We start from the raw sequence: 26,305 nt of genomic DNA, 5'->3' as shown, positions 1-26,305 counted from the left end.
TCAGACCTCCTGCTTCTTCAGGAAGGCCACGCACAGCCCCAGCAGCACGGGAATGGTGATCAGCAGCGGCAGGAAATAGGCGGACAGGTCGGCGAAGCCGAGCGCCTTGGAGAACACCCCGCGCGAGATCACCAGAAAATGCGAGGTCGGGTAGAGCTGGCCGATGAAGGCGCCGATGCCCTCCAGCGAGGACACCGGATAGATCAGCCCGGAGAACTGGATGGCCGGCAGCAGGGTGGCGATGGCGGTGCCGAACACCGCGGCGATCTGGCTCTTGGTGAAGGTCGACATGAGCAGGCCGAGGGCCGTGGAGCAGCCGAGGTAGAGCAGGCCGCCGAGCAGCAGGGTCAGCGGGCTGCCCTTCAGCGGCACGTCGAACACGCTGATCGCCAGCAGCACCAGCAGGGCGAAGTTGAGCATGCCCAGGCCGATGTAGGGCAGCTGCTTGCCGAGCAGGAACTCCAGGCGGGTCACCGGGGTGACGTAGAGGTTGATGATCGAGCCCAACTCCTTCTCGCGCACCACGCCGAGGGCGGTGAGCATGGCCGGGATCAGCATCAGCAGCAGCGGGATCATGGCCGGCACCATGGCCTGGCGGCTTTCCACGTCCGGGTTGTAGCGGTAGCGCACTTCCAGCTCGGCCAGGCTGGCGGCCTGGGGTTGCGCGGAGCGCCGCGCCAGGCTCTGCAGGTAGTCCTGGTGCAGGCCCTGCACGTAGCCCTTGATGGTTTCCGCGCGGGTCGGCATGGCGCCGTCGATCCACATGCCGATCTGCGGGCTGTCGCCGCGCTTGAGGTCGCGGCCGAAGTGCGGCGGGATCTCCACCGCCAGGCTGATCTCGCCGCTGCGCATGCGCCGCTCCAGCTCGGTGTAGTCGTGCAGCGGCGGCTGTTCGAGGAAGTAGCGCGAGCCGGTCAGGTTCAGGTGGTACTCCTGGCTGGTGGTGGTCTGGTCGCGGTCGAGCACGGCGAAGGTCAGATCTTCCACGTCCAGGCTGATGCCGTAGCCGATGATGAACAGCAACAGCACGGTGCCGAGCAGCGCCATGCCGCCGCGGATCGGGTCGCGGCGCAGCTCCAGGGTCTCGCGGTGGGCGTAGCTGAACAGCCGGCGCAGGCTGAAGCGCTGGCGCTGCGCCGGGCGCGGCGGCGCAGCCGGAGCCGGGGCCGGCGGCTCGGCCAGGTCGGGCTGGCCCTGGCCGACGGCATCCTCCAGGTAGGCGATGAAGGTCGCCTCCAGGGTCGGCAGGCCGCGCTTGGCCATCAGCCCCTGCGGCGTGTCGCTGTCGAGCACCTTGCCGGCGTGCATCAGCGAGATGCGGTCGCAGCGCTGCGCCTCGTTCATGAAGTGGGTGGAGATGAAGATGGTCACTCCGTCCTGGCGCGACAGGTCGAGCATCAGCTGCCAGAAACCGTCGCGCGCCACCGGGTCGACGCCCGAGGTGGGCTCGTCGAGGATCAGGATCTCCGGCTGGTGGATCACCGCCACGGCCAGCGACAGGCGTTGGCGAATGCCCAGCGGCAGGCGCTCGGGAAGCATGTCCATGACCGCATCCAGCGCGAAGCGGCTGGCCATCGCGGCTACCCGCGCCTCGATCTGCGCGGCGGGCACGTGGAACAGCTGGGCATGCAGCACCAGGTTCTGCCGCACCGTCAGCTCGCCATACAGGGAGAACGACTGCGACATGTAGCCGACCCGCTTGCGCGTGGCCATGTCCTTGGCCTGGATCTGCTGGCCGAACAGCAGCGCCTCGCCCTCGCTGGCCGGCAGCAGGCCGGTGAGCATCTTCATGGTGGTGCTCTTGCCGCAGCCGTTGGAGCCGAGGAAGCCGAAGATTTCGCCGCGCTCGATGCGAAAATCCACCCGGTCGACCGCGACGAAATCGCCGAAACGCATGCTCAGGCCGCGCGCCTCGATGGCGATGTCCTGCCGGACCTCCGGGCGCGGCGGGATGACCAGGGCGCGGTGGTCCTTGCGCCGGTCTTCCGGCAGCAGGGCGATGAAGGCCTGCTCCAGGCTGGCGCAGGCGGTGCGTTCGCGCAGCTGCTGCGGGCTGCCGGTGGCGAGGATGCGCCCGCCGTCCATGGCCACCAGATGGTCGAAGCGTTCGGCCTCTTCCATGTAGGCGGTGGCCACCAGCACGCTCATCTGCGGGCGCTGAGCGCGGATGCGGCCGATCAGCTCCCAGAACTGGTTGCGCGACAGCGGGTCGACCCCGGTGGTCGGCTCGTCGAGGATCAGCAGGTCGGGGTCGTGGATCAGCGCGCAGCACAGCCCCAGCTTCTGCTTCATGCCGCCGGACAGCTTGCCCGCCGGGCGCTCGCGGAAGGGTGTCAGGCCGGTGCTGCGCAGCAGCTCGTCGATGCGCCCGGCGCGCTCGGCCGGGCCCTGGCCGAACAGGCGGCCGAAGAAGTCGAGGTTCTCGAATACCGACAGGGTCGGGTAGAGGTTCTTGCCCAGGCCCTGGGGCATGTAGGCGATGTGCGGGCAGGTGCGCCGGCGATGGCCGCGGCTGGCCATGTCGCCGCCGAGCACCTCGATCTGCCCGCTCTGCATCTCGCGCGCGCCGGCCAGCAGCGCCAGCAGGCTGGACTTGCCGACGCCGTCCGGGCCGATCAGGCCGACCATGCGCTGCGCCGGGATCTCCAGGCTCAGCGCGTCCAGCGCGCAGGTCTTGCCGTAGCGCAGGCTGACCTCGGTCAGTCGGGCTACCGGCGCCGGGGCTGCGCTCATTGCGGAACCTTGACCGCCAGCTGTTCGGGCCACTCGACGGCCGGGTCCAGGCGCAGGTAGGCCATGCCGGGCACGCCGGTCTTGACGTGGGCCAGGTGGCGCTGCAGCAGTTCGGGGTCGATGCGCGCCTTGATGCGGAACATCAGCTTCTCGCGCTCGTTGGCGGTTTCCACGGTCTTCGGGGTGAACTGGGCGACGCTGGCCACATAGCTGACCTTGGCCGGGATCACGTACTGCGGCACCGCGTCGATCACCAGGCGCACCTCGCTGCCGAGGGCGACCAGGCCGGCCTGGCGCTCGGGCAGGAAGAAGGTCATGTAGACGTCGCCCAGGTCGACCAGGTTGAGCAGCTTGCCGCCGGCGCCGAGCACCTCGCCGGGCTGGGCCACCCGGTACTGCACGCGGCCGGCGCGCGGTGCCTTGAGCAGGCTGTCGTCGATGTCCACCTGCAGGCGGGCGACGCTGGCCCTGGCCGCTTCTACCGCCGATTGCGCCTCGATCACCTGGGACTGCGCGGCGACGATGCCGGCGGCCGCCGAGTTGACCTGCGAGCGCGCCGCGGCCAGGGCCGCTTCGGCGCTTTGCAGGCGTGCCAGGTCGTCGTCCAGTTGCTGCTGGGCCATGGCGTCGCGCTTGACCAGCACGGCGGTGCGCGCGTGGCGCTTCTGCGCGGCGGAAAGTTCCGCCTGGCGCTGGCGCACCACGGCCTCGGCGGTGACCTTCTCGCTCTGCCGCAGACTGACCTGGGCGTTGGCGGTCAGCTGACTGTTCTCGGCCTGGCGCATCTGCGCCTGGGCCTGGGCCAGCTGGGCTTCCAGGACCTGGGTGTCCATGCGTGCGACGACCTGCTGGGCCTGGACGAAGTCGCCCTCGTCGACCGCGATGCTGGCGATGCGCCCGCCGAGTTTGGCGGCTACGTCCACTTCGGTGGCTTCGATGCGCCCGTTGCCGCTGGCGAAGCCTTCGCCCAGGCCGGCGGGGCGCAGTTCGTACCAGAGCAGGCCGGCGCCGGCGACAAGGGCGACGGCCAGGGCGAGGCGGGCGGTCCAGGTTTTGCGGGTAGCCATGGGCATCCTTTCTCTGTGGCAGGGGTGGCAGGGGTGGCAGGGGTGGCGGGTGTTGCGGTGGCGGCCATTGTACTGCGCGCTGCGGCGTGCCGGTTGATGCAGGTCAAGCGTGCTCTGGCGGCCGTTTTAGGGGCTCTGCGGCTGCGCGATCGGCACGCCGTTGTTGTTCCAGATGCAGGTGCGGTTGCGCCCGCCGTGCTTGGCCCGGTACAGCGCCTGATCGCTGTGGGCGACCAGGCTGGCGGGGTGTTCGTCGCTGAGCGGTTCGGCTTCGGCCAGGCCGATGCTCAGGGTCAGGCGGCCGTGCGGGCTGGCGGGGTGGGCAATGGCCAGGTTGGCGATCAGCTGGTGGATGCGCGTCGCCACATGTTCGCCGCCCTGCTGGCCGGTGTGGGTGAGGATGATGGCGAACTCCTCGCCGCCATAGCGGCAGGCCGCATCGCCTTCGCGCTGCAGGCATTCCTGCAGGACCACGCCGACCTTGCGCAGGATGTCGTCGCCGGCCAGGTGGCCGAGGGCGTCGTTGTAGGCCTTGAAGTAGTCGATATCCAGCATCAGCAGGGTCAGCGGCGCGCCGATACGGCGCAGGCGCCGCCACTCGGCATGCAGCTGCTGGTCGAAGAAGCGCCGGTTGTACAGGCCGGTGAGGCCGTCCAGCTGCGACAGGCGCTGCAGGCGTGCCTCCAGGGCGAGGCGCTCGCTGTTGTCGCGGGACACGGCGATCAGGTACTCGCGCTCGTGCAGCTGCACCAGCTGGGTGTTGATCTCGGCGGCCTGGCTGCTGCCGTCGCGGCGGCGCATCTCGCGCTGGAAGATGCGCGTCTGCTCGCCCTGCTGGGCGCTGCGCACCTGCTCCAGCCAGGCGTGAAAGCCGGGCAGCAGCTGTTCCGGGTCGTCGCGCAGGAGCTGGGCGAACTGCTCGGCGCGGTAGCCCAGGCTGGCATGGGTGGCCTGGTTCATGTGCAGCAGCTCGCGGCTGTGGGTATCGAAGATGAACAGGCTGTCGTGGCAGGAATCGGTCAGGTCGAGCACCAGCTGCAGGCGCTCGCGGCTGTCGCGCAGGCGTTGCTCGACCACCTCGCGGCGCGTCGCCTCGATGCTCAGCAGGCGGTTGCTGACCTGCAGGGCCTGGGCGCGGCGGGCGTTTTCCAGGGCCAGGGCCAGGGCGGCGACCAGCAGCAGGCTGATCGCCAGGCTGGCGCCCAGGACCATTTGCGGCAAGGCCGGGTTGAGGCTGTGCAGCAGGCTGTCGCTGGGCTTGAGCTGCAGGCTGAAGTTGCGGTTGTTGAGCAGGCGCAGTGGCACCTGCAGGGTCAGTGGGGCCTGGCTGTGCGGCTGGTTGTGGCGGTACAGCGGGGTGCGCTGCTCCAGCAGCTCGACGCTGAATTCATGGCTGTCGAGGCTGTAGAGCAGCTGGTCCATCAGCGGCTCGACGCGGAACACCCCCTGCAGGAAGCCGTCGAAGGTCCGCGTGCCATTGGCGTCGCGGACGAACAGCGGGGTGTAGAGGACGAAGCCGCGGCCGCCCTGGACCAGCTCGAAGCTGTTGGAGAAGCGCTGCTCGCCGCTGTCCCTGGCCCGCATGGCGATCGGGTAGTTGGGATGGCTGGCCAGCAGGCGGAAGTCGCGGGCCGCCTCGTTGCCCTTGAGCGGCAGCAGCCAGCGCATCTGCAGGTCGGCACCGATCCACTGGATCGACTGGTAGGCGGGGAAGCCCTGCAGGGCCAGGTTGACCTCGTCTTCCCACTGCTCGCGGGGCAGGCGGCCGAGCTTGTTCCAGCGCTGGGCGATGCGGTCGAGGCTCTGCACCTCGTTGCGCAGGTTGCTTTCCAGCTGGCGGGCGAGGGTGCGTGCCTGGTAGTCGAGGCGTTCCGCCAGGCGTGCCTGCTGATCGCTCTCCAGTTGGCGCCAGAGCATCAGGCTGGCGCCACAGAGCACCAGAAGGAGGAAGGCCAGCGCCAGCCGTGCCGGCCAGACGGAACGTGTGCGCATGGGCGGCTCCGGAGGCTACGCCTCTCAGATAGCACAGCGGCGCAACAGACTCAACGCATGGCGAGGATCGCGGCCCACTCGGCGGCGCCGACCGGCATCACCGAGAGCCGGCTGCCGCGCTGCACCAGGGCCAGTTCGGCCAGCTCCGCCGCGGCCTTCAGGCGGGCCAGCGGCAGCACGCGGGGGAAGGCCTCGACGAACTCCACGTCGATGGCGCTCCAGGGGTTTTTCTCGTGGCTGGCCTTGGCGTCGAAGTAGTGGCTGCTCGGGTCCAGGGCGGTCGGGTCGGGGTAGGTGGCGCCGACTATCCGGGCAATCCCGGCGATGCCCGGTTCGGGGCAGCTGGAGTGGTAGAAGAAGAACAGCTCGCCCGCCTGCATGCTGCGCAGGAAGTTGCGCGCCTGGTAATTGCGCACCCCGTCCCAGCGCGCACGACCGAGGCGTTGCAGGTCGTGGATCGACAGTTCATCGGGTTCGGATTTCATCAGCCAGTTAGGCATGAACTTTGCTCCTGTTTGCCGGTCTTCGTTGGCGGAGTGACAATCGTTCCCGCTCGAGACAGCCGTTTGGCGTCAATCGGATCCGGCTTCCTAATGCTCCACAGAGGGCAGGGTGCTCGGTCGTGGCGCCGTTGCATGGCCAATAACAACAACCACCGCCGGTCAGTCGATGCAGGGTGCCTGGTAAAGGGGGAGGCAACCAATGAAGCGTAAAAAGCCGGATCTATTGTGGGTACTGGTGATCCTGTTCAGTCTGGGCATGGTTACCACGGGTTACACCCAGAATCTCTGGGAGCGTCAGGGCGATCAGGCGGCCAGCCAGTCGCCGCAGTAAACGCAAGCAAACGAGCGTCGCAGGGATCGCGGCGCCATCGTTCCCGCCACCGCTTCAGCCGTACCAGCCGGCATCCGTCACCACTGCCTTCACCGGCACATCCCAACTGGCCAGTTCCAGTCTGCTGACTTTCTGACATTCATGGGCCAGCCCCAATAGCGTCGGCTTGTGCCAATTTTTGCGCAGATGGCGATAGGCCAGCGCGCGGTCGTAGAAGCCGCCACCCATGCCTAGGCGCCCGCCATTCTCATCGAAGCCGACCAGCGGCAGCAGCACCAGGTCGAGGGTCCAGACCGGTCGCTGGCGGGCCCGGTTGGCCCGGGGTTCGGCGATGCAAAAGCGGTTGGCTGCCAGCCGATCGTGCGGGTGCAGGCGCTGGAAGTTCATTCTGGTGCGTGGCCAGGCGCTGAGTACCGGCAGGTAGATGGCCTTGCCGCGGCGCTGAGCGGCCTGCAGCAGTGGGCGCGGGTCGATCTCGCCGTCGTTGGCCAGGTACAGGGCGATATGCCGGGCGCGGCGGAACAGCGGGTGCTGGGCCAGCTGGCGAAACAGGGCAAGGGCGGCGCGTTGCTGTTGCAGCGCAGAGAGGTCGCGGCGCGCCTGGCGAAGCTGGCGGCGCAGGGCCGGGCGGGAAAGCGTGCCGGCGTCGAGCATGGAAAAAGGACTCCCCGGTTATGCCGCTGTCGGGTTAGCCCTTGAACCCGAAAGTTCAAGGTGGAGATTGCAGGAGGCGTTAAGGCTTTCCGTCAGGCGGACATGCACACCGGCCCCACTTGCAACCCCCGTGGTTGTGCGTATCGGCTCAGGGACATCACCGACTGGCAAACACACCAGGGAGCTGGCGCGAGTATACCCTAATCGGCGGCTCTGCAATCAGAGTCCCAGGCCATCCGGATCGGCGGCCAGGGCGCCGTCGACGCGGTCGAGCAGATCGCGCACGCGTTCGCGGGTGTGGCTGGCTTCCTGGTCCAGGCGCTGCTGCTTGTGCAGCAGGTCATGGGTGATGTTCAGTGCGGCCATCACGGCGATGCGGTCGGCGCCGATGACTTTGCCGCCGGAGCGGATCTCGCGCATCTTGCCGTCCAGGTAGCGCGCGGCGCTTTCCAGGTTGGCGCGCTGATCCGGCGGGCAGGCGATGCAGTATTCCTTGTCGAGGATGTGCACGGTGACGGTGTTCGACTGGCTCATGTGTCCTGCTCCAGGGCTCTCAGGCGCGAAATCATCGATTCGACCTTGTGCCGGGCCATTTCGTTCTTCTCGATCAGATGGGCGCGTTCCTCGCGCCAGGCCTTCTCACTGGCCAGGAGGGCACGGTTCTGCACCTTGAGCTGCTCCACGCGCTGGATCAGCAGTTCCAGCTTGCGCGTCAGGGTTTGCAGTTCGGTGTCTTCCATGGGCTCCCTACCTGGGTGATGAGTGGCGAAACTATAAAGGATTGTCGGGCCCTGGAGGCGACCGGGTCGCGATTATCGAGCGGTTGCCGGACTCGGCCGGCGCCGGGCTTCGATGGTCTTGCCGCGCCTGCCGGTGCTAGGATACGAAGCCTCCATTCTAGACATTGCGCTGCCTAGCGCCTAGCTGCCCATGACCTCTTCGAATTCGCCGTACTCCGCTTTCGCCGCCCTGCTCGCCAGCAGCGGCAAACCCGTATCCCCCGCCGAACTGCACGGCATGCTGCTCGGCCGCAGCTGCGCCGGTGCCGGTTTCGAGCCCGAACCCTGGCTGGCCGATGCGGTCGAGCTGCTCGGTGCCGAGCCGGCCGACAACGTACGCCAGGCGCTGATCGGCCTGCAGGAGATGGTCAAGGGCGAGCTGACCGGCACGGATATCACCGTGGTCCTGCTGCTGCCCGGCGACGATGCGCCGCTGGTCGAGCGCGCCCAGGCCCTGGGCCAGTGGTGCCAGGGTTTCCTCGACGGCTTCGGCATGGTCCTCGGCAACACGGCGCTGAGCGGCGAGGCCATGGAAGTGCTGCAGGACCTGTCCGCTATCTCCCAGGTGCAGAGCGCCCTGGAAGAGTCCGAGGACGGCGAGAACGACTACATGGAAGTGATGGAGTACCTGCGCGTCGCCCCGTTGCTGCTGTTCACCGAATGCGCCAAGCCGGCGCCGGTGGCCGCGGCCAAACCTTCCCTGCATTAAGGTCGGATATCGCCATGGTCAGCATCCCCAAGTCGGAATACGCCCGGCGGCGCAAGGCGCTGATGGCGCAGATGGAACCCAACAGCATCGCCATCCTGCCGGCGGCGCCGGTGTACATCCGCAACCGCGATGTCGAGCATGTCTACCGCCAGGACAGCGACTTCCAGTACCTCAGCGGCTTTCCCGAGCCGGAAGCGGTGCTGGTGCTGATTCCCGGGCGGGCCCATGGCGAATACGTGATGTTCTGCCGCGAGCGCGACCCGCTGCGTGAGCTGTGGGACGGCCTGCGTGCCGGCCAGGACGGGGCGATCAGCACTTACGGCGCCGACGATGCCTTCCCCATCGGCGATATCGACGACATCCTGCCCGGCCTGATCGAAGGCCGCGAGCGGGTCTACTACGGCATCGGCCGCAACCAGGAGTTCGACCACCGGCTGATGGAGTGGGTCAACGTGATCCGCTCCAAGGCGCGCCAGGGCGCCACCCCGCCCAACGAGTTCGTCGCCCTCGACCACGTGCTGCACGACATGCGCCTGTACAAGTCGGCCAACGAGGTGAAGGTGATGCGCGAGGCGGCCGAGATCAGCTCGCGTGCGCACATCCGCGCTATGCAGGCCAGCCGCGGCGGCCTGGCCGAGTACCACCTGGAAGCCGAGCTGGACTACGAGTTCCGCAAGGGCGGGGCGAAGATGCCGGCCTACGGTTCGATCGTCGCCGCCGGCCGCAACGCCTGCATCCTGCACTACCGCGAGAACGACGCGCCGCTCAAGGACGGCGACCTGGTGCTGATCGACGCCGGCTGCGAGATCGACTGCTACGCCAGCGACATCACCCGTACCTTCCCGGTCAGCGGCAAGTTTTCGGCCGAGCAGAAGGCCATCTACGAGCTGGTGCTGAAAGCCAACGAGGAGGCGTTCAAGCACATCGCCCCCGGCAAGCACTGGAACGAGGCCCACGAGGCCACCGTGCGGGTGATCACCGCCGGCCTGGTCGAACTGGGCCTGCTCGAAGGCGAGGTCGACGAGCTGATCGCGGCTGAAGCCTACAAGCCGTTCTACATGCACCGCGCCGGCCACTGGCTGGGCATGGACGTGCACGATGTCGGCGAATACAAGGTCGGCGGTGAGTGGCGTGTGCTCGAGCCGGGCATGGCGATGACCGTCGAGCCGGGCATCTACATCGCCGTGGACAACGAGAAGGTCGCCAAGAAGTGGCGCGGCATCGGCGTGCGCATCGAGGACGACGTGGTGGTGACCAAGGGTGGTTGCGAAATCCTCACCACTGGCGTGCCGAAGACGGTCGCCGAGATCGAGGCGCTGATGGCCGCCGCCCGCAGCCAGGCAGCCTGAGTCGATGAGTCGTGTGCAGCTGGCGATTATGGGTGGCGGTATTGATCGGCTCGGCGCCAGCCCGATGCTGGCACCGCCAGCGGGAGCGGTCTGATGGCGCGGGTACAGCTGGCGATTATCGGCGGCGGCCTGGTCGGCGCCAGCCTGGCCCTGGCCCTGCAGGCCGGGGCCAAGGCGCGTGGCTGGCAGATCGTGCTGGTCGAGCCGTTCGCCCCCGGCGACAGTTACCAGCCCAGCTACGACGCGCGCTCCACCGCGCTGTCCTTCGGCACCCGGCAGATCTACGAGCGCCTCGGCCTGTGGCCGGCGATCAGTCCGCGGGTCGAGGCGATCAGCCAGATCCATGTCTCCGATCGCGGTCGTTTTGGCGCCGCGCGCCTGAGTGCCGAGGACGAAGGCGTGCCGGCCCTCGGCTATGTGGTGGAGAACGCCTGGCTCGGCCACTGCCTGTGGCAGGCTCTGGACCGCGACGTGGTGAGCTGGCGCTGCCCGGCCGAAGTCACCCGCCTGCAGGCGCTCGATGATGGCTACCGGCTGACCCTCAACGACGAGGACGTCCTCGACTGCGACCTAGCCGTGCTGGCCGATGGCGGCCGCTCCGGGTTGCGCGAGCAGCTGGGCATCGCTGTCAAGCACACGCCCTACGGGCAGAGCGCGCTGATCGCCAATGTCAGCCCCACCGAGCAGCACGCCGGCCAGGCCTTCGAGCGTTTCACCGAGCAAGGGCCGATGGCCATGCTGCCGCTGGCGGACAACCGCTGCGCGCTGGTCTGGACCCGTCCCGGCAACGATGCCGCGCGCCTGCAGGCGCTGGCCGAGCGGGCCTTCCTCGACGAATTGCAGCAGGCCTTCGGCTACCGCCTGGGCGCCCTGCGCCAGGTCGGTGCCCGGCATGTCTATCCGCTGGCGCTGGTCGAGGCCCAGGAGCAGGTGCGCCCGCACCTGGTGGTGCTCGGCAATGCCGCGCACAGCCTGCATCCGGTGGCGGGGCAGGGCTACAACCTGTCGCTGCGCGACACCCTGGCCCTGGCCGACTGCCTGCTGGCCAGCGCGGCGCCGCTCGGCGACTTCGCCACCCTGCAGCGTTACCGCAGTCGCCAGCAGCAGGACCAGGCCATGACCGTCGGCTTCTCCGACCAGGTCACCCGCCTGTTCGGCCGCAACGAGCCGCTGCTGGTGGCCGGGCGCACCCTCGGCCTGCTCGGCCTCGATCTGTTGCCGCCGGCCAAGCACTGGTTCGCCCGCCAGGCCATGGGCCTGGGCACCCGCACCCTCTAGGAACCTTATGAGTAACCGCCGACTGGCCCGCAAGGCGCGTTTGCTGCGCTGGGCGATGAACCTCTACCCGCCCTACCTGGGCGCCGGCATCCGCGTGCTGAAGATGGCCCCGGATATGCGCGCGATCCGCATCCGCATGGGCCTGGGCTGGTACAACCGCAACTATGTCGGCACCCAGTTCGGCGGCTCGCTGTACTCCATGACCGACCCGTTCTTCATGCTGATGATCATGGAAAACCTCGGCCGCGATTACATCGTCTGGGACAAGGCCGCGCACATCGATTTCGTCGCGCCGGGCAAGGGCCCGGTGTATGCCGACTTCCATATCGACGAGACGCTGCTGAGCGATATCCGCAGCCATACCGCCCGGGGCGACAAGTACCTGCCCGAGCTCAAGGTGGAAGTCCGCGACGGCGCCGGCAGCCTGGTCGCCACCGTGCACAAGACCCTCTACGTGCGCCTCAAGCCCCGTGCGCGGCAGGCCGCGTGAGGCTGCTGAAAATGCCTTCGGCATGCCCGCGCCCTGCCTGTAGACTGCGCGTTCTCAGCCATTTCGAGCTTGTCCGGCCATCGCTCGCCGACTGCGGCAACAGCTTCTAGAAGGAAGGAAGATGCAAGCGGATCTGATCATCGTGGGAGCCGGCATGGTCGGCAGCGCCCTGGCCCTGGCCCTGGAACACAGCGGCCTGGATATCCTGGTCGTCGACGGCGGCCCGCTGAGCATCAAGCCTTTCGCCGCCGACGCGGCCTTCGAGCCACGGGTCAGTGCCCTGTCGGCCGCCAGCCAGCGCATTCTCGAACGCCTCGACGTATGGCCGGGGATTGCCGCGCGGCGCGCCTCGGCCTACTGCGACATGCAGGTGTGGGACGGCACCGGCACCGGCAGCGTGCATTTCTCCGCCGCCAGCGTGCATGCCGAAACCCTTGGCCACATCGTCGAGAACCGGGTGATTCAGGATGCCCTGCTCGAACGCCTGCACGACAGCAACCTAGGCCTGCTCGGCAATGCCCGCGTCGAACAGCTGCGCCGCTCCGGCGACGGCTGGCTGCTCAAGCTGGCCGACGGCCGCGAGCTGCGTTCGGCGCTGCTGGTGGCCGCCGACGGCGCCAACTCGGCGGTGCGCCGCCTGGCCGGTTGCGCCACCCGCGAGTGGGACTACCTGCACCACGCCATCGTCACCAGCGTGCGCTGCGCCCGCCCGCACCAGGCCACAGCCTGGCAGCGCTTCACCGACGACGGCCCGCTGGCCTTCCTGCCGCTGCGGCGCGGCGACGATGAGCACTGGTGCTCGATCGTCTGGTCGACCGTGCCGGCCGAGGCCGCACGCCTGATGGCGCTGGACGAGGCGGCCTTCCGCCACGAACTGGGCAAGGCCTTCGAATGGCGCCTGGGCGAAATCACCCAGGTCGACCCGCGCCTGTGCATCCCGCTGCGCCAGCGCCACGCCAAGCGCTACGTGGAAAGCGGCCTGGCGCTGGTCGGCGATGCCGCCCACAGCATCCATCCGCTGGCCGGGCAGGGGGTCAACCTGGGCTTCCTCGATGTCGCGGTGCTGGCCGATGTGCTGCTGCATGCCCTCTCGCGTGGCGAACAGCCGAATGATGTGCGCGTGCTCAGCCGCTACGAGCGCCGGCGCATGCCGCACAACCTGGCGATGATGGCGGCGATGGAGGGCTTCGAGCGCCTGTTCCAGGCCGACCCGCTGCCGCTGCGCTGGCTGCGCAACAGCGGGCTGAACTGGGTCGACGAGCTGCCTGATGCCAAGGCCCTGTTCGTTCGCCAGGCCCTCGGCCTGTCCGGCGACCTGCCACCGCTGGCGCGCAGCTGAGCCGTCCGCCGGGCACGCGGCAATATCCGTCAACAGCCTGCCGGCGACTTTAGTTGAGAAGCTAAATAGTATTCACTACTATTCGACTCCTATTTCTCGACATGAGGCAGCACCCATGCAGGCTCGTACCGGTCTACTCGCTTCTCTGGTCCTCTCCACGCTGGCCGTCGGCGCCCAGGCCGCCGATGAGGTGGTGGTCTACTCCGCGCGCATCGACGAGCTGATCAAGCCGGTGTTCGACGCCTACACCGCCAAGACCGGCGTGCCGGTGAAGTTCATCACCGACAAGGAGGCGCCGCTGCTGGCCCGTCTCAAGGCCGAAGGGGCGAACACCCCGGCCGACCTGCTGATCACCGTGGATGCCGGCAACCTCTGGCAGGCCGAGCAGGAGGGTGTGCTCAAACCGCTCAAGTCGGCCGTGATCGAGGCCAACATCCCGGCCCAGTACCGCGCCAGCTCCGGCGCCTGGACCGGCCTGTCGCTGCGCGCGCGGACCATTTTCTACTCCACCGAGCGGGTCAAGCCGGAAGAACTGTCGACCTACGAGGCCCTGGCCGACAAGAACTGGGAAGGCCGCCTGTGCCTGCGCACCAGCAAGAAGGTTTACAACCAGTCGCTGACCGCCACCCTGATCGAGACCCATGGCGCGGCCAAGACCGAGGAAATCGTCAGGGGCTGGATCGGCAACCTGGCCACCGACGTGTTCGCCGACGATACCGCCCTGCTTCAGGCCATCGACGCCGGCCAGTGCGATGTGGGCATGGCCAACACCTACTACTACGGCCGCCTGCACAAGCAGCAGCCGGGTCTGAAGGTCAAGCCGTTCTGGCCGAACCAGGCCGACCGCGGCGTGCACGTCAACCTGTCCGGCGCCGGCGTGACCGCCCACGCCCCGCACGCCGCCGAGGCGCAGAAGCTGCTGGAGTGGATGACCAGCGCCGAGGCGCAGAGCCTGTTTGCCGACGTCAACCAGGAATACCCGGCCAACCCGGCGGTCAAACCGTCCGCCGAAGTGGCCGCCTGGGGCAGCTTCAAGGCCGACAGCATCCCGATGGAAGTGGCCGGCAAGCGCCAGGCCGAGGCGACCATGCTGATGGATCGCGCCGGCTGGAACTGAGCCTGGCCGCCTAGGCGCTGCCCTGCGGCCGAGCGCCGCGCAGCGCCAACAAAGGCGGGTTCAGCCGTTATACTCGACGCCCCGGCCAGTCCGGGGCGTTCTGTTTTTCTCGCCGAGGAACTCGCGTGGCCCATCCCGCCCAGCGCCGCTGGTATCCCATCGCCTTTGCCATCGCCAGTCTGGTGCTGCTGCCGTTATCGGTCCTGCTGCTGTCCTGGCATGAGGTGGATGGCGAGATCTGGGCGCACCTGTGGGCCACCCAGCTGCCGCGTCTGCTCGGCAATACCCTGCTGCTGGTGCTTGGCGTCGGCGCAGGCGTGGTCCTGCTGGGGGTCAGCCTGGCCTGGCTGACCAGCCTCTGCGAGTTCCCTGGGCGGCGCTGGCTGGACTGGGCGCTGATGCTGCCGTTCGCCATTCCCGCCTATGTGCTGGCCTTCGTCTTCGTCGGCCTGCTGGATTTCGCCGGGCCGCTGCAGAGCCTGGCCCGCGACTGGTTCGGCAGCGGCCTGCGCCTGCCGCGGGTGCGCTCCAGCGGCGGGGTGATCATCGTCCTGGTGCTGGTGTTCTACCCCTACGTCTACCTGCTCGCCCGTGGCGCCTTCCTGGCCCAGGGCAAGGGCCTGATGGAGGCGGCGCGGGTACTCGGCCAGTCGCCCTGGCAGGCGTTCTGGCGGGTGGCCCTGCCGATGGCGCGCCCGGCCATCGGTGCCGGCCTGGCCCTGGCGATCATGGAGACCCTGGCCGACTTCGGCGCGGTCTCGGTGTTCAACTTCGACACCTTCACCACCGCCATCTACAAGACCTGGTACAGCTTCTACAGCCTGTCCAGCGCCACCCAGCTGGCCAGCCTGCTGCTGCTGGCGGTGATGCTGGTGCTGTATGGCGAGCGCCGCGCCCGCGGTGCCAGCCGCCCGGCCAGCGAAAGGCCGCGGGGCAAGCCGTTGTACCAGCTGCACGGCTGGAAGGCGGCGCTGGCCAGCGCCTGGTGCGGCCTGGTGTTCACCTGTGCCTTCGTCGTGCCGATGGCGCAGCTGCTGCTGTGGTTTTTCCAGCGCGGCCGTTTCGACCTGGATGAGCGCTATGTCGGGTTGATCCTGCACACCCTCTACCTGGGCGGGCTGGCGGCCCTGGTCACCGTGGCCGTGGCCCTGCTGCTGGCCTTCGCCCGGCGCCAGGCGCCGACCCGGCTGATGCGCTCGACGGTGGGCCTGGCCAATCTCGGCTACGCCCTGCCGGGCTCGGTGCTGGCGGTGGCGATCATGCTGGCCTTCAGTTACCTGGACAATCATCTGGTCATCCCTGCCTCCGCCTGGCTGGGCGGCGCCGGCAAACCGCTGCTGCTCGGCAGCCTGGGCGCCTTGCTGCTGGCCTATCTGGTGCGCTTCATGGCGGTCGCCCATGGCCCGCTGGAGCACAGCCTGGCGCGCATCCGTCCGTCGCTGCCGCAGGCCTCGCGCAGCCTCGGCGTGGGCGGGCCGCAGCTGTTCCTGCGGGTCTACCTGCCGCTGCTGGTGCCGGGTGCGCTGAGCGCCGGCCTGCTGGTGTTCGTCGATGTGCTCAAGGAAATGCCGGCCACCCTGCTGATGCGCCCCTTCGGCTGGGACACCCTGTCGGTACGGGTGTTCGAGATGACCAGCGAGGGCGAGTGGGCGCGCGCCGCGCTGCCGGCGCTGACCCTGGTGCTGGTCGGCCTGCTGCCGGTGATCGGCCTGATTCGCCGCTCGGCCCATCAACCGGGACACTAGCGGCGATCCTGCTGCCTTGCCCTTGCCGGGGCTTCCGGTCGTGACCCTGCGGTCATTTTGCGAGATGACCAGACGCCTTTGCGGGGCTACAATGCGCGCCTGCTGACGCAGCCCGACCATGAACCCCGCATCCGCTGCAGGCCCCGGCCGGCGCGGGCGGGCGTCTAGCGCAAGGAGTTACCCATGGGACAGCGTACCCCTCTGTACGAACAGCATCTGGCGCTGGGCGCCAAGATGGTCGATTTCGGTGGCTGGGACATGCCACTGCACTACGGCTCGCAGGTCGAGGAGCACCACCAGGTGCGTCGCGACTGCGGTGTGTTCGACGTTTCCCACATGACCGTGGTCGATGTCACCGGGCCCCAGGCCCAGGCCTGGCTGCAGTACCTGCTGGCCAACGACGTGGCGCGCCTGCAGACGCCGGGCAAGGCCCTCTACAGCGGCATGCTCAACGAGCGTGGCGGGGTGGTCGACGACCTGATCGTCTACCTCACCGACTGGGGCTACCGCGTGGTGGTCAACGCCGCCACCCGCGACAAGGACCTGGCCTGGATGCAGGCGCACACCGCCGGCTTCGACGTCACCCTGGCCGAGCGCGCCGAACTGGCCATGCTCGCCATCCAGGGGCCCAACGCCCGCGCCAAGACCGCCGAGCTGGTCAGCGCCGCGCGCGCCGCGCTGATCAACGAACTCAAGGTGTTCCAGGGCCTGCCGGAAGGCGACTGGTTCATCGCCCGCACCGGCTACACCGGTGAAGACGGCCTGGAAATCATGCTGCCGGCCGAGCAGGCCGCGGCCTTCCTCAGCGAGCTGGTCGGCGCCGGCATCGCCCCGATCGGCCTCGGCGCGCGCGACACCCTGCGCCTGGAAGCCGGGATGAACCTGTACGGCCAGGACATGACCGACGACGTTTCGCCGCTGGCCGCCAACATGGCCTGGACCATCGCCTGGGAACCGGCCGAGCGCGACTTCGTCGGCCGCAGCGCCCTGGAAAGCCAGCGCGCCGCCGGCGACCAGGCCAAGCTGGTCGGCCTGGTTCTGGAAGAGCGCGGCGTGCTGCGCGCCCACCAGGTGGTACGCATCGACGGCGTCGGCGAAGGCGAGATCACCAGCGGCAGCTTCTCGCCGACCCTCGGCAAGTCCATCGCCCTGGCCCGCGTGCCGGCAGCCACCGGCGAGCGCGCCGAAGTGGAGATCCGCGGCAAGTGGTACCCGGTGCGCGTGGTCAAAGCGAATTTCGTGCGTAACGGCAAAGCCGTCATCTAACTGCTAACTTTTCCGGGCGGGCTACCCGCCACCTGATCCTGAGGACATCCCGATGAGCACTATCCCCGCCGATCTGCGTTACGCCGCCAGCCACGAGTGGGCCCGCCTCGAAGCGGACGGCACCGTCACCGTGGGCATCTCCGACCATGCCCAGGAAGCTCTGGGCGACGTGGTCTACGTCGAGCTGCCGGAAGTCGGCAAGCAGCTGGCCGCCGGTCAGGAAGCCGGTGTGGTGGAGTCGGTGAAGGCCGCCTCCGACATCTACGCGCCGATCGCCGGTGAAGTCATCGCGGTCAACGAAGCCCTCAGCGACAGCCCCGAGCAGGTCAACGGCGAACCTTACGCCGCCTGGTTCTTCAAGCTGCAGCCGAGCAATGCCGCCGACCTCGACGGCCTGCTGGATGCCGCCGGCTATAAAGCCGCCTGCGACGCCGACGCTTAAGAACCCACTTACGATCTCCTGGCCGTCGGCCATACGGCGTTAAAAACAGCCTCGGAATGCTCATTTACAGCTCGTAAACTCCGCTTCCTCGGCTGTTTTTGCCTTGTCTGGCTCTAGTCCAGAAGATCGTAAACAGGTTCTACGACGGCTTAGTTCCGGCCTGATCTGCTTCTACGATCACCGCCACAGGCCACATTCGTTGTCGAGCCTCGATTCGTCGAGGCTCTGTCATTTCCCGAGAGCCACGCCATGTCCCAGACGCCCCGTCTCGCCCAGTTGCACCAGCCCGATGCCTTCCTCCGTCGTCACCTCGGCCCCGATGCCGGCGAGCAGCAGGCCATGCTGTCCGCCCTCGGCGTGACCAACCGCGACGAACTGATCGTGCAGACCGTGCCACCGGCCATCCGCCTGAACGGCCCGCTGGCCCTGCCGGCGGCACTGGACGAGCAGGGCGCCCTGGCCAAGCTCAAGGGGTATGCTCAGCAGAACCAGCAGTGGACCAGCCTGATCGGCATGGGCTACCACGGCACCCTGACCCCGACCGTGATTCTGCGCAACGTGCTGGAAAACCCGGGCTGGTACACCGCCTACACCCCCTACCAGCCGGAAATCGCCCAGGGTCGCCTGGAGGCGCTGCTGAACTTCCAGCAGCTGACCATCGACCTCACCGGTTTGGACCTGGCCAGCGCCTCGCTGCTCGACGAAGCCACCGCCGCCGGCGAAGCCATGGCCCTGGCCAAGCGCGTGGCCAAGAGCAAGAGCAACCTGTTCTTCGTCGACGAGAATTGCCACCCGCAGACCATCTCCGTGGTGCAGACCCGTGCCGAAGGTTTCGGCCTGGAAGTGCTGGTCGGCAATCTCGACCAGTTGAGCCAGCACCAGGTATTCGGCGCCCTGCTGCAGTACCCGGACACCCACGGCGAGATCCGTGACCTGCGTCCGCTGATTGCCGCGCTGCACGCCCAGCAGGCCCTGGCCTGCGTCTCCGCCGACCTGCTGTCGCTGCTGCTGCTGACCCCGCCGGGCGAGCTGGGCGCCGACGTGGTGTTCGGTTCGGCCCAGCGCTTCGGCGTGCCGATGGGCTACGGCGGCCCGCACGCGGCCTTCTTCGCCACCAGCGATGCCTACAAGCGCGCCATGCCCGGGCGCATCATCGGCGTGTCCAAGGATGCCCGCGGCAACACCGCCCTGCGCATGGCCCTGCAGACCCGCGAGCAGCATATCCGCCGCGAGAAGGCCAACTCCAACATCTGCACCTCGCAGGTGCTGCTGGCCAACATCGCCAGCTGCTACGCCGTCTACCACGGACCGCAAGGCCTCAAGCAGATCGCCCAGCGCGTACACCGGCTGACCGCCATCCTCGCCGCCGGTCTGGCGCAGAAGGGCGTCACCCGCGACAACCAGCACTTCTTCGACACCCTGACCCTGGACGTCGGCGGCATGCAGACCGCCATCCTCGAGTCGGCCAAGGCCGCACGGATCAACCTGCGCATCCTCGGTCGCGGCAAGCTGGGCGTCAGCCTGGACGAGACCTGCAGCGCGCAGACCGTCGAGCAGCTGTTCGCCATCTTCCTCGGCGCCGACCACGGCCTGAGCGTGGCCGAACTGGACGCCGGCGAGCTGCCCCAGGGCATCCCGGCCGAGCTGCTGCGCAGCTCGGCCTACCTGAGCCACCCGGTGTTCAACACGCACCACAGCGAAACCGCCATGCTGCGCTACCTCAAGCGCCTGGAGAACAAGGATCTGGCCCTCAACCAGTCGATGATCCCGCTGGGCTCCTGCACCATGAAGCTCAACGCCACCAGCGAGATGATCCCGATCACCTGGCCGGAATTCGCCAGCCTGCACCCCTTCGTGCCGGCCGAGCAGGCTCAGGGCTACAAGCTGATGATCGACGAGCTGGAAGAGTGGCTGCGCGCCATCACCGGCTTCGACGCCATCTGCACCCAGCCCAACTCCGGTGCCCAGGGCGAATACGCCGGCCTGCTGGCGATCCGCAAGTACCACCAGAGCCGTGGCGACGGCCACCGCGACATCTGCCTGATCCCGGCCTCGGCCCACGGCACCAACCCGGCCTCGGCGCAGATGCTGAGCATGCGCGTGGTGGTGGTGGACTGCGATGCCGCCGGCAACGTCGATATGGATGACCTCAAGGCCAAGGCCCTGGATGCCGGCGACAAGCTGTCCTGCCTGATGATCACCTACCCCTCGACCCACGGCGTGTACGAGGAAGGCATCCGCGAGATCTGCGAGGTGGTGCATGCCCACGGCGGCCAGGTGTACATGGACGGCGCCAACTTGAACGCGCAAGTGGGCCTGGCCCGTCCGGCGGATATCGGCGCCGACGTGTCGCACATGAACCTGCACAAGACCTTCTGCATTCCCCACGGCGGTGGCGGCCCGGGCATGGGCCCGATCGGCGTCAAGGCTCATCTTGCGCCCTTCGTCGCCAACCACCCGGTGGTCGAGCTGCAGGGGCCGAACCCGCAGAACACTGCGGTCAGCGCCGCGCCCTGGGGCAGCGCGAGCATCCTGCCGATCAGCTGGATGTACATCGCCATGATGGGCCCGCAACTGGCCGACGCCACCGAGGTGGCGATCCTCAACGCCAACTACCTGGCCAGCCAGCTGACCGGGGCCTTCCCGGTGCTCTACAGCGGCCGCAACGATCGCGTCGCCCACGAGTGCATCCTCGACCTGCGCCCGCTCAAGGCGGAAACCGGGATCAGCGAGGAAGACGTGGCCAAGCGCCTGATGGACTACGGCTTCCACGCGCCGACCATGAGCTTCCCGGTGCCGGGCACGCTGATGATCGAGCCGACCGAGAGCGAGTCCAAGGAAGAGCTGGATCGCTTCATCGAGGCCATGCTGAGCATCCGCGCCGAGATCGCCAAGGTGGCCAACGGCGAGTGGCCGGCCGAGAACAACCCGCTGAAGAACGCCCCGCACACCCTGGCCGACGTCACCGGCGTGTGGGAGCGGCCGTACAGCATCGAGGAAGCGGTGACCCCGTCCGCCCATACCCGTGCGCACAAGTACTGGCCGGCGGTGAACCGCGTCGACAACGTGTTCGGCGACCGCAACCTGTTCTGCGCCTGCGTGCCGATGGACGACTACCGCGGCTAAGTCGCGCGAGTGCCATGAAAAACCGCCTTCGGGCGGTTTTTTATTGCCGGCGATTTTTCTCGTAGGAGCGGCTTCAGCCGCGAACCCCGGCGCGCGCGAACTGCCCAGCACTGGCGCAGATGGGCCAGACGGCGGAGAAAAACCGAAGTCCGCCCGGGGCTTTGCTAGGCTTTTGATCTGGGGCAGGGCGGTTCATCTTCCTGCAGCGATAGTGTTGCAGGGTGGCGCTCATGACTGATGCGGCGGGGGAGGCCGGCATCGGTAGGGTTAGTCCGCTGTCTGTCAGCTCATTCATATCCGCGTTGCCTGCTCCCGGCTCACGAGAGGCCGGAGTTCTCTGCGTGTGAAAAATCGATCAGGGAGTATTCGATGGCCGAAACAAGCAAGAAAATGAGCCTGATGGGGCTTACCACCCTGGTGGCGGTGAACATGATGGGCTCCGGCATCATCATGCTGCCGTCGAGCATGGCGCAGCTGGGGGCGGTTTCGCTGCTGTCATGGATCATCACCGCCATCGGTTCCATGGCCATCGCCTACTGCTTCGCCCAGTGCGGCATCTACTGCCCGCGCTCCGGCGGCATGTCGGCTTATAGCGAGGAGGCGCACGGCAAGTCGGCGTTCTTCCTCTGCTCGTTCCTCTACTTCCTCTCGCTGGCCATCGGCAACGTGGCCATCGGCATCTCCGCGGTGGGCTACCTGACGCCGTTCTTCCCCTGGCTGGGCAGCGGCGCCATTCCGCTGTTCATCGGCACGGTCGGACTGATCTGGCTGACCACCGTGGCCAATTTCGGCGGCCCGAGCATCACCGGCAAGATCGGCTCGATCACCGTCTGGGGGGTGATCATCCCGGTGGCGGGCCTCAGCGTGATCGGCTGGTTCTGGTTCGACGCCAGCGTGTTTGCCGCCGCCTGGAACCCGAACAACCTGGCCACCAGCGATGCCATCGCGCAGAGCATTCCGCTGACCCTGTGGGCCTTTCTCGGCATGGAGTCGGCGGCGCAGAACTCCGATGCGGTGGACAACCCCAAGCGCAACGTGCCGCTGGCCTGCCTGTTCGGCACCCTCGGCGCGGCGGTGGTGTACATCCTCTCGACCACCGTGATCCAAGGCATCGTCCCCAACGCCGAGCTGGCCAACTCCAGTGCGCCGTTCGCCTATGTCTACGCGCAGATGTTCAACCCGCTGGTCGGCAACATCATCATGATCCTCGCGGTGATGGCCTGCATCGGCTCCCTGCTGGGCTGGCAGTTCACCCTCGGCCAGACCGCCAAGGTCACCGCCGAGGAGGGCATGTTTCCCAAGCTGTTCGCCCGTGTCAGCAAGCTGGAGGCGCCGATCATCGGCATGCTCGCCTGCGCCGTGCTGCAGACCCTGCTGGCCCTGTCGACCATCTCGCCGAACGCCAGCGAGCAGTTCGGCAAGCTGGTCAACCTGGCCGCGGTGACCAACCTGATCCCCTATGTCACGGCGCTCTCCGGGCTGCTGGTGATCATGTACAAGGCCCGGGTCGGCATGTCGATCTTTGCCCGCAACGTGGCGGTGCTGCTGGTGGCGATGTTCTATTGCTACTACGCCCTGTACGCCTCGGGCAAGGATGCGGTGTTCGGTGCGGCGATAGTCCTGGTCATCGGCTACCTGCTCTACGGCTTCATCACCAAGCGCTTCGTCGAGTTGTCGCCGGTCGGGCCGACGACGGGCGAGAAGCCTTAGGGATGGAACAGTCATCAGCATTCGGGGAACAGGACATGACAGCAAAACCGATCAAATCGACCGCCCGGACACTGCTCTGCCTGCTGCTGGCGCTGCCGCTGCTGGCCGCTGCCGGCAGCCTCGAGCGGGTGCGCGACAGCAACAGCATCACCCTGGCCTTCGTGCCGGATGTGGCGCCCTTCAGCAGCCAGCAGGGCGAGCAGGTCAGTGGCTATGGCATCGACCTGTGCCGGCTTGTCGCGCAGCGGATCAAGACCGAGCTGGGGCTGGCTGAGCTCAGGCTGAATTTCCTGGCGGTCGAGGACGCGCAGAAGAGCGCCCTGATGGCCGCCGGCAAGGCCGACATCCTCTGCACGCCGAGCCCGGAAAGCCTGGCCGCACGCCAGGCGATGAGCTTCTCGGTGCCGATCTACACCGCCGGCCTGGGCGTACTGGTGCGTACCGATGCGCCGCAGACCCTGCTGGCCGTGCTCGCTGGCCAGCCGGCGCATAGCGGGCCGACCTGGCGGGCCACGGTCAATCACGGCCTGGCCCGGCACACCTACGTGACCATGGCCGGTGGTGTCACCCAAGCGTGGATTCTGGACAAGGTGCGCCGGCTGGGCGTGGTGGTGAAGCTGCAGACGGTCGAGGATTACGACCAGGGCGTGGAGCTGATCCGCAGCGGCAAGGCCGATGCCTTCTTCTCCGAGCGCATGTTCCTCGAACACTATCTGAAGACCCGCAGCGGTACCGAGCAGCTGCAGGTCCTGCCGCGCATCTTCGAGTCCGTGCCGGTGGCCCTGGGCGTACAGCGTGGCGACGAAGACATGCGCCTGCTGGTCGATACCGCGTTGAGCGAGCTGTACCGCTCCGGAGAGCTTGAGCGGCTGTATGGCGAACACCTGGGCAAGCCGGGTGAGGCGGAGCGGGCGCTGTTCAAGGTGTATGCCCTGCCGTGACCGCCGAGGTCATCCGCCCGACGGCGCCGCAAGGCGCCGTCGGCGTTTCAGGGCGCGCAGCCGCTGGCGGGCAGGCTGTCCAGGGCCCGTGCGAGCAGCGCCTTGCTGCGTTTGCTGTGGAGGATGCTGGTGTGGTCCTCTTCGAGCAGGTAGAGGTGCTCGGCTTCGTCCTGGGCGGCGCCGCGCAACTGGCTGGCCAGCGGCACCACGCCGTCGTTGGGTTGCGTCAGCAGGCGGCTGTTGCCGCTGTAGCTGACCAGCAGCCACTGGCGCACATGCGCCGGCAGCGGCTTGGCGAACAGCGCCTGCAGGTAGGCGCTGCCCGGCGCCAGATCACGCCAGGTCGGCACTATGACCGGCGCCTGCTTCAGGCCCGTGGCTGCCGCCGGATGGCCATCCCAGGGCGTGGCCAGGGTGAGGAGCAGGCACAGGTTCTGGCTGCCCGCATTGCTCTCGAGCAGCTGCACGGCGCGCCGGGCGACCAGGCCGCCCATGCTGTGGGCGACGATATGGAAGCGCTCTACGCCCTGGCGCAGCTGCACATTCTGAATGGCTTCGCTGAGCAGGTAGGCGCTGTTGTTCAGCGGCAGGCTGCCGGGGTAGTGGAACAGCACCGCCTGGAAGCGCTGCCGATCCAGGCCGTCGAGCAAGGCCTGCCAGGTGCGCGGCGAGTCGTTGATGCCGTGCACTAGGAACACCGGCTCCTTGTCATCGTCCCAGGGCTCCAGCAGGTACAGGCCGTAGCCGACTTCGCGGATGTAGCTCAGCGGCTCCCAGGCGCCCTGGCTGACCCGTTGTGGGTCGAAGCGCGGGTCGTCCAGGCCGACCTGCTGCAGGTAGTTGCTGCGCAGGCGCGGCTGGTTTGCGTACAGCTTGTCCAGGCTCAGGTCGACGTCCGGTGTGTCTTCGGCCTGGGCCGTGGCGCCCAGTTGCAGCCGGTTGCTGCGCTGCAGGGCGGCGCGGGTGGCATCATCGGGCTGCAGCCGGAGCGCCACGCTGCGCGCCTGCGCCAGCCAGTGCCGGGCTTCGTCGGGGTCCAGGCGGAAGTTGCCGTTGTCATCGGCGAAGGCCAGCAGCTGGTAGGTCCCGGCGGCCACGGTGAAATAGAACGCGTTGCCCGGGGCGACGATGCGGTAAGCAACTGCCTTGCCCTGCCCATCGAGCAGGGCGACCAGGGCGGTCGAAGGATTGCTCGCCTCCAGCTGGCCGGCGACCAGCACCAGCTCCCGGTGCGCCTGCTGGACCTGGCGGTCCAGCTCCAGCAGCTGGCAACCGCCGCAGAGCAGGGTCAGCGCCAGCAGCGCCTTGTGCAGTTTGGCCATCCTGGTCTCCCGCTAGTTGGTCTGTTCGGCCTCGACGCGCAGCAATACGCCGTCCTGGCCGACTACGCGGATCGGCGTGCCGGCGGGCAGGTCCGGCCCGCTGACCAGCCACAGGCTGTCGCCGGCCTTGATCTTGCCGCGGCCGCCGACTATGGCCTCATGCAGGACGAAGCTGCGCCCGATCAGTTCGCTGCCGCGCTGGTTCAGCCCCGGCTGGTCGGAGGGTTTGCCAGTGCTGCGCTGGCGCTGCCACCAGAACACCGCGGTGAGCACCGAGAGGATGGCGAACAGGAAGAACTGCCAGGCCCAGGGCAGCTCCGGGAACAGGTAGCTGAGCACGCCGACGCAGGCCGCGGCGATGCCGATCCACAGCAGGTAGCCGCCGGCCCCGAAGATCTCGAGGATCAGCAGCAGGGTGCCGAAGGCCAGCCAGTCCCAGAAGGTCAGGTGCTGCAGGAAGTTCATCATGCGCGCTTGTCACCTGAGGGGGTCCCACCGAAGGTGGCCTTGACGATTTCGCCGATGCCGCCGACCGCGCCGATCACCTGGCTGGCTTCCAGCGGCATGAGGATCACCTTGCTGTTGGAGGCCGAAGCCAGGTTGCCCAGGGCCTCGATGTACTTCTGCGCGACGAAGTAGTTGACCGCCTGCACGTTGCCGCTGGCGATGGCCTCGGAGACCATGCGGGTGGCCTCGGCTTCGGCCTGGGCGGCGCGCTCGCGCGCCTCGGCTTCGAGGAAGGCGGCCTGGCGCTGGCCTTCGGCCTTGAGGATGTCGCCCTGCTTCTGCCCTTCGGCGGTGAGGATGGCGGCGGCGCGCAGGCCCTCGGCTTCGAGAATCTGTGCACGCTTGATCCGTTCGGCCTTCATCTGCCCGGACATGGCCGCCATCAGGTCGGCGGGCGGGCTGATGTCCTTGATCTCGATCCGAGTGATCTTGATGCCCCAGGGCGCGGTGGCTTCATCCACGGTCTTGAGCAGGCGCTCGTTGATCGCGTCGCGCTGGCCGAGCATGGCATCCAGCTCCATGGAGCCGAGCACGGTGCGGATGTTGGTCATCACCAGGTTGCGGATGGCGTGTTCGAGGTTGTTGACCTCATAGGCCGCCTGGGCTGAGTTGATGATCTGGAAGAAGCAGATGGCGTCGATCTGCACCGTGGCGTTGTCGGCGGTGATCACTTCCTGCGGCGGGATGTCCAGCACGCTTTCCATCACGTTGAGCTTGCGGCCAATGCGGTCCATCACCGGCACGATGATGTTGAGGCCCGGTTTGAGGGTGTTGGTGTAGCGGCCGAAGCGCTCCACCGTCCACTCGAAGCCCTGCGGCACCACCTTGAAACCCATGAACACCACGGCCACGGCGAGGCCGACGAAGAGCAGCAGTACGCCACCAATTTCCATATTTTTCTCCTG

23 protein-coding genes and 1 other RNA gene are annotated in these 26,305 nt (G+C 67.8%); 13 read left to right on the top strand and 11 right to left on the bottom strand.

The window, feature by feature from the left end; all coding sequences use genetic code 11:
* The 4 genes from rbbA to F3I16_RS00535 all read right to left on the bottom strand — a co-directional run bounded on the left by rbbA (position 1) and on the right by F3I16_RS00535 (position 6,292).
* Entirely contained in the window at positions 1 to 2,733 is a 2,733-nt protein-coding gene (rbbA, locus tag F3I16_RS00550; protein ID WP_160491852.1) for a ribosome-associated ATPase/putative transporter RbbA, read from the bottom strand.
* Positions 2,730 to 3,800 carry an HlyD family secretion protein gene (locus F3I16_RS00545; RefSeq protein ID WP_160491851.1) on the bottom strand — a complete coding sequence of 357 codons (1,071 nt, stop codon included), beginning with the start codon at positions 3,798 to 3,800 and terminating at the stop codon, positions 2,730 to 2,732. Before F3I16_RS00545 ends, rbbA begins: the two co-directional genes overlap by 4 nt.
* Before the next feature lie 126 nt (positions 3,801 to 3,926).
* Positions 3,927 to 5,792 (bottom strand): diguanylate cyclase domain-containing protein, encoded by a 1,866-nt coding sequence (locus tag F3I16_RS00540; protein ID WP_160491850.1) that lies wholly within the window; start codon positions 5,790 to 5,792, stop codon positions 3,927 to 3,929.
* A gap of 50 nt (positions 5,793 to 5,842) precedes the next feature.
* Positions 5,843 to 6,292 carry an EVE domain-containing protein gene (locus tag F3I16_RS00535; protein ID WP_160491849.1) on the bottom strand — a complete coding sequence of 150 codons (450 nt, stop codon included), beginning with the start codon at positions 6,290 to 6,292 and terminating at the stop codon, positions 5,843 to 5,845.
* Between the two features lie 202 nt (positions 6,293 to 6,494).
* Here F3I16_RS00535 and F3I16_RS21135 point away from each other — a divergent pair, with 202 nt between their 5' ends.
* Positions 6,495 to 6,626 carry a hypothetical protein gene (locus F3I16_RS21135; protein ID WP_256667576.1) on the top strand — a complete coding sequence of 44 codons (132 nt, stop codon included), beginning with the start codon at positions 6,495 to 6,497 and terminating at the stop codon, positions 6,624 to 6,626.
* A gap of 54 nt (positions 6,627 to 6,680) precedes the next feature.
* Here F3I16_RS21135 and F3I16_RS00530 read toward each other — a convergent pair whose 3' ends face one another.
* The 4 genes from F3I16_RS00530 to F3I16_RS00515 form a co-directional block, all read right to left on the bottom strand.
* Entirely contained in the window at positions 6,681 to 7,280 is a 600-nt protein-coding gene (locus F3I16_RS00530; RefSeq protein ID WP_160491848.1) for a 5-formyltetrahydrofolate cyclo-ligase, read from the bottom strand.
* 7 nt (positions 7,281 to 7,287) lie between these two features.
* A non-coding RNA gene (gene ssrS / locus F3I16_RS00525) (6S RNA) lies at positions 7,288 to 7,466 on the bottom strand.
* 33 nt (positions 7,467 to 7,499) lie between these two features.
* Positions 7,500 to 7,814: a cell division protein ZapA gene (locus F3I16_RS00520; RefSeq protein WP_160491847.1), complete on the bottom strand. Its 315-nt coding sequence runs from the start codon at positions 7,812 to 7,814 to the stop codon at positions 7,500 to 7,502.
* Entirely contained in the window at positions 7,811 to 8,020 is a 210-nt protein-coding gene (locus F3I16_RS00515; protein WP_160077992.1) for a TIGR02449 family protein, read from the bottom strand. The genes F3I16_RS00520 and F3I16_RS00515 overlap by 4 nt, the downstream gene beginning before the upstream one ends.
* A gap of 190 nt (positions 8,021 to 8,210) precedes the next feature.
* On the opposite strand from F3I16_RS00515, the gene F3I16_RS00510 reads away from it, so the two are divergent.
* From F3I16_RS00510 to F3I16_RS00455, 12 genes are all read left to right on the top strand, one after another.
* The gene (locus F3I16_RS00510; protein WP_160491846.1) at positions 8,211 to 8,768 is read left to right on the top strand and encodes a YecA family protein; all 558 of its coding nucleotides are present in this window, start codon (positions 8,211 to 8,213) and stop codon (positions 8,766 to 8,768) included.
* 14 nt (positions 8,769 to 8,782) lie between these two features.
* The gene (pepP, locus tag F3I16_RS00505) at positions 8,783 to 10,117 is read left to right on the top strand and encodes a Xaa-Pro aminopeptidase (protein WP_160491845.1); all 1,335 of its coding nucleotides are present in this window, start codon (positions 8,783 to 8,785) and stop codon (positions 10,115 to 10,117) included.
* A gap of 93 nt (positions 10,118 to 10,210) precedes the next feature.
* The gene (ubiH, locus tag F3I16_RS00500; protein ID WP_160491844.1) at positions 10,211 to 11,395 is read left to right on the top strand and encodes a 2-octaprenyl-6-methoxyphenyl hydroxylase; all 1,185 of its coding nucleotides are present in this window, start codon (positions 10,211 to 10,213) and stop codon (positions 11,393 to 11,395) included.
* Positions 11,396 to 11,402: 7 nt separating this feature from the next.
* A complete protein-coding gene (locus F3I16_RS00495; protein WP_160491843.1) occupies positions 11,403 to 11,885 on the top strand; it encodes a DUF4442 domain-containing protein in 483 nt (160 codons plus the stop codon).
* Between the two features lie 121 nt (positions 11,886 to 12,006).
* Positions 12,007 to 13,224 carry a 2-octaprenyl-3-methyl-6-methoxy-1,4-benzoquinol hydroxylase gene (locus F3I16_RS00490; protein WP_160491842.1) on the top strand — a complete coding sequence of 406 codons (1,218 nt, stop codon included), beginning with the start codon at positions 12,007 to 12,009 and terminating at the stop codon, positions 13,222 to 13,224.
* Positions 13,225 to 13,339: 115 nt separating this feature from the next.
* Complete coding sequence (locus tag F3I16_RS00485; protein WP_160491841.1) at positions 13,340 to 14,341, top strand: extracellular solute-binding protein; 1,002 nt, start codon at positions 13,340 to 13,342, stop codon at positions 14,339 to 14,341.
* A 125-nt stretch (positions 14,342 to 14,466) separates the two neighbouring features.
* On the top strand, positions 14,467 to 16,086 hold the full coding sequence (locus F3I16_RS00480) for an iron ABC transporter permease (RefSeq protein WP_160491840.1): 1,620 nt from the start codon (positions 14,467 to 14,469) through the stop codon (positions 16,084 to 16,086).
* Between the two features lie 183 nt (positions 16,087 to 16,269).
* Positions 16,270 to 17,352, top strand: a complete 1,083-nt coding sequence (gcvT, locus tag F3I16_RS00475; RefSeq protein ID WP_160491839.1) for a glycine cleavage system aminomethyltransferase GcvT — start codon at positions 16,270 to 16,272, stop codon at positions 17,350 to 17,352.
* 52 nt (positions 17,353 to 17,404) lie between these two features.
* Positions 17,405 to 17,794 carry a glycine cleavage system protein GcvH gene (gene gcvH / locus F3I16_RS00470; protein ID WP_160491838.1) on the top strand — a complete coding sequence of 130 codons (390 nt, stop codon included), beginning with the start codon at positions 17,405 to 17,407 and terminating at the stop codon, positions 17,792 to 17,794.
* Between the two features lie 249 nt (positions 17,795 to 18,043).
* The gene (gene gcvP / locus F3I16_RS00465) at positions 18,044 to 20,920 is read left to right on the top strand and encodes an aminomethyl-transferring glycine dehydrogenase (RefSeq protein ID WP_160491837.1); all 2,877 of its coding nucleotides are present in this window, start codon (positions 18,044 to 18,046) and stop codon (positions 20,918 to 20,920) included.
* A gap of 369 nt (positions 20,921 to 21,289) precedes the next feature.
* Positions 21,290 to 22,630, top strand: a complete 1,341-nt coding sequence (potE, locus tag F3I16_RS00460) for a putrescine-ornithine antiporter (protein WP_160491836.1) — start codon at positions 21,290 to 21,292, stop codon at positions 22,628 to 22,630.
* 35 nt (positions 22,631 to 22,665) lie between these two features.
* Positions 22,666 to 23,571 carry an amino acid ABC transporter substrate-binding protein gene (locus F3I16_RS00455; protein ID WP_160491835.1) on the top strand — a complete coding sequence of 302 codons (906 nt, stop codon included), beginning with the start codon at positions 22,666 to 22,668 and terminating at the stop codon, positions 23,569 to 23,571.
* Between the two features lie 47 nt (positions 23,572 to 23,618).
* Here the strand turns inward: F3I16_RS00455 and F3I16_RS00450 are convergent, their stop codons facing one another.
* The 3 genes from F3I16_RS00450 to F3I16_RS00440 are packed head-to-tail and all read right to left on the bottom strand — an operon-like array spanning position 23,619 to position 26,293.
* Positions 23,619 to 24,893, bottom strand: a complete 1,275-nt coding sequence (locus F3I16_RS00450; RefSeq protein WP_160491834.1) for an alpha/beta fold hydrolase — start codon at positions 24,891 to 24,893, stop codon at positions 23,619 to 23,621.
* Between the two features lie 12 nt (positions 24,894 to 24,905).
* Positions 24,906 to 25,361: an NfeD family protein gene (locus F3I16_RS00445; RefSeq protein ID WP_160491833.1), complete on the bottom strand. Its 456-nt coding sequence runs from the start codon at positions 25,359 to 25,361 to the stop codon at positions 24,906 to 24,908.
* On the bottom strand, positions 25,358 to 26,293 hold the full coding sequence (locus F3I16_RS00440) for an SPFH domain-containing protein (protein ID WP_160491832.1): 936 nt from the start codon (positions 26,291 to 26,293) through the stop codon (positions 25,358 to 25,360). The genes F3I16_RS00445 and F3I16_RS00440 overlap by 4 nt, the downstream gene beginning before the upstream one ends.
* Positions 26,294 to 26,305 lie beyond the last annotated feature (12 nt).

Source organism: Pseudomonas sp. L-22-4S-12 (assembly GCF_009799935.1).
GTDB lineage: Bacteria > Pseudomonadota > Gammaproteobacteria > Pseudomonadales > Pseudomonadaceae > Aquipseudomonas.
Note: the sequence above shows the minus strand (reverse complement) of the source record. Positions and strands in the feature narration are given on the sequence as shown.

Coding starts and splice junctions, on each gene's coding strand:
- rbbA (WP_160491852.1), bottom strand. CDS start 2,733: ATGAGCGCAGCCCCGGCGCCGGTAGCCCGACTGACCGAGGTCAGCCTG.
- F3I16_RS00485 (WP_160491841.1), top strand. CDS start 13,340: ATGCAGGCTCGTACCGGTCTACTCGCTTCTCTGGTCCTCTCCACGCTG.
- F3I16_RS00455 (WP_160491835.1), top strand. CDS start 22,666: ATGACAGCAAAACCGATCAAATCGACCGCCCGGACACTGCTCTGCCTG.
- F3I16_RS00530 (WP_160491848.1), bottom strand. CDS start 7,280: ATGCTCGACGCCGGCACGCTTTCCCGCCCGGCCCTGCGCCGCCAGCTT.
- F3I16_RS00450 (WP_160491834.1), bottom strand. CDS start 24,893: ATGGCCAAACTGCACAAGGCGCTGCTGGCGCTGACCCTGCTCTGCGGC.
- F3I16_RS00490 (WP_160491842.1), top strand. CDS start 12,007: ATGCAAGCGGATCTGATCATCGTGGGAGCCGGCATGGTCGGCAGCGCC.
- potE (WP_160491836.1), top strand. CDS start 21,290: ATGGCCGAAACAAGCAAGAAAATGAGCCTGATGGGGCTTACCACCCTG.
- F3I16_RS00535 (WP_160491849.1), bottom strand. CDS start 6,292: ATGCCTAACTGGCTGATGAAATCCGAACCCGATGAACTGTCGATCCAC.
- F3I16_RS21135 (WP_256667576.1), top strand. CDS start 6,495: ATGAAGCGTAAAAAGCCGGATCTATTGTGGGTACTGGTGATCCTGTTC.
- F3I16_RS00440 (WP_160491832.1), bottom strand. CDS start 26,293: ATGGAAATTGGTGGCGTACTGCTGCTCTTCGTCGGCCTCGCCGTGGCC.
- ubiH (WP_160491844.1), top strand. CDS start 10,211: ATGGCGCGGGTACAGCTGGCGATTATCGGCGGCGGCCTGGTCGGCGCC.
- gcvP (WP_160491837.1), top strand. CDS start 18,044: ATGTCCCAGACGCCCCGTCTCGCCCAGTTGCACCAGCCCGATGCCTTC.
- gcvH (WP_160491838.1), top strand. CDS start 17,405: ATGAGCACTATCCCCGCCGATCTGCGTTACGCCGCCAGCCACGAGTGG.
- F3I16_RS00445 (WP_160491833.1), bottom strand. CDS start 25,361: ATGATGAACTTCCTGCAGCACCTGACCTTCTGGGACTGGCTGGCCTTC.
- pepP (WP_160491845.1), top strand. CDS start 8,783: ATGGTCAGCATCCCCAAGTCGGAATACGCCCGGCGGCGCAAGGCGCTG.
- gcvT (WP_160491839.1), top strand. CDS start 16,270: ATGGGACAGCGTACCCCTCTGTACGAACAGCATCTGGCGCTGGGCGCC.
- F3I16_RS00545 (WP_160491851.1), bottom strand. CDS start 3,800: ATGGCTACCCGCAAAACCTGGACCGCCCGCCTCGCCCTGGCCGTCGCC.
- F3I16_RS00540 (WP_160491850.1), bottom strand. CDS start 5,792: ATGCGCACACGTTCCGTCTGGCCGGCACGGCTGGCGCTGGCCTTCCTC.
- F3I16_RS00495 (WP_160491843.1), top strand. CDS start 11,403: ATGAGTAACCGCCGACTGGCCCGCAAGGCGCGTTTGCTGCGCTGGGCG.
- F3I16_RS00510 (WP_160491846.1), top strand. CDS start 8,211: ATGACCTCTTCGAATTCGCCGTACTCCGCTTTCGCCGCCCTGCTCGCC.
- F3I16_RS00515 (WP_160077992.1), bottom strand. CDS start 8,020: ATGGAAGACACCGAACTGCAAACCCTGACGCGCAAGCTGGAACTGCTG.
- F3I16_RS00520 (WP_160491847.1), bottom strand. CDS start 7,814: ATGAGCCAGTCGAACACCGTCACCGTGCACATCCTCGACAAGGAATAC.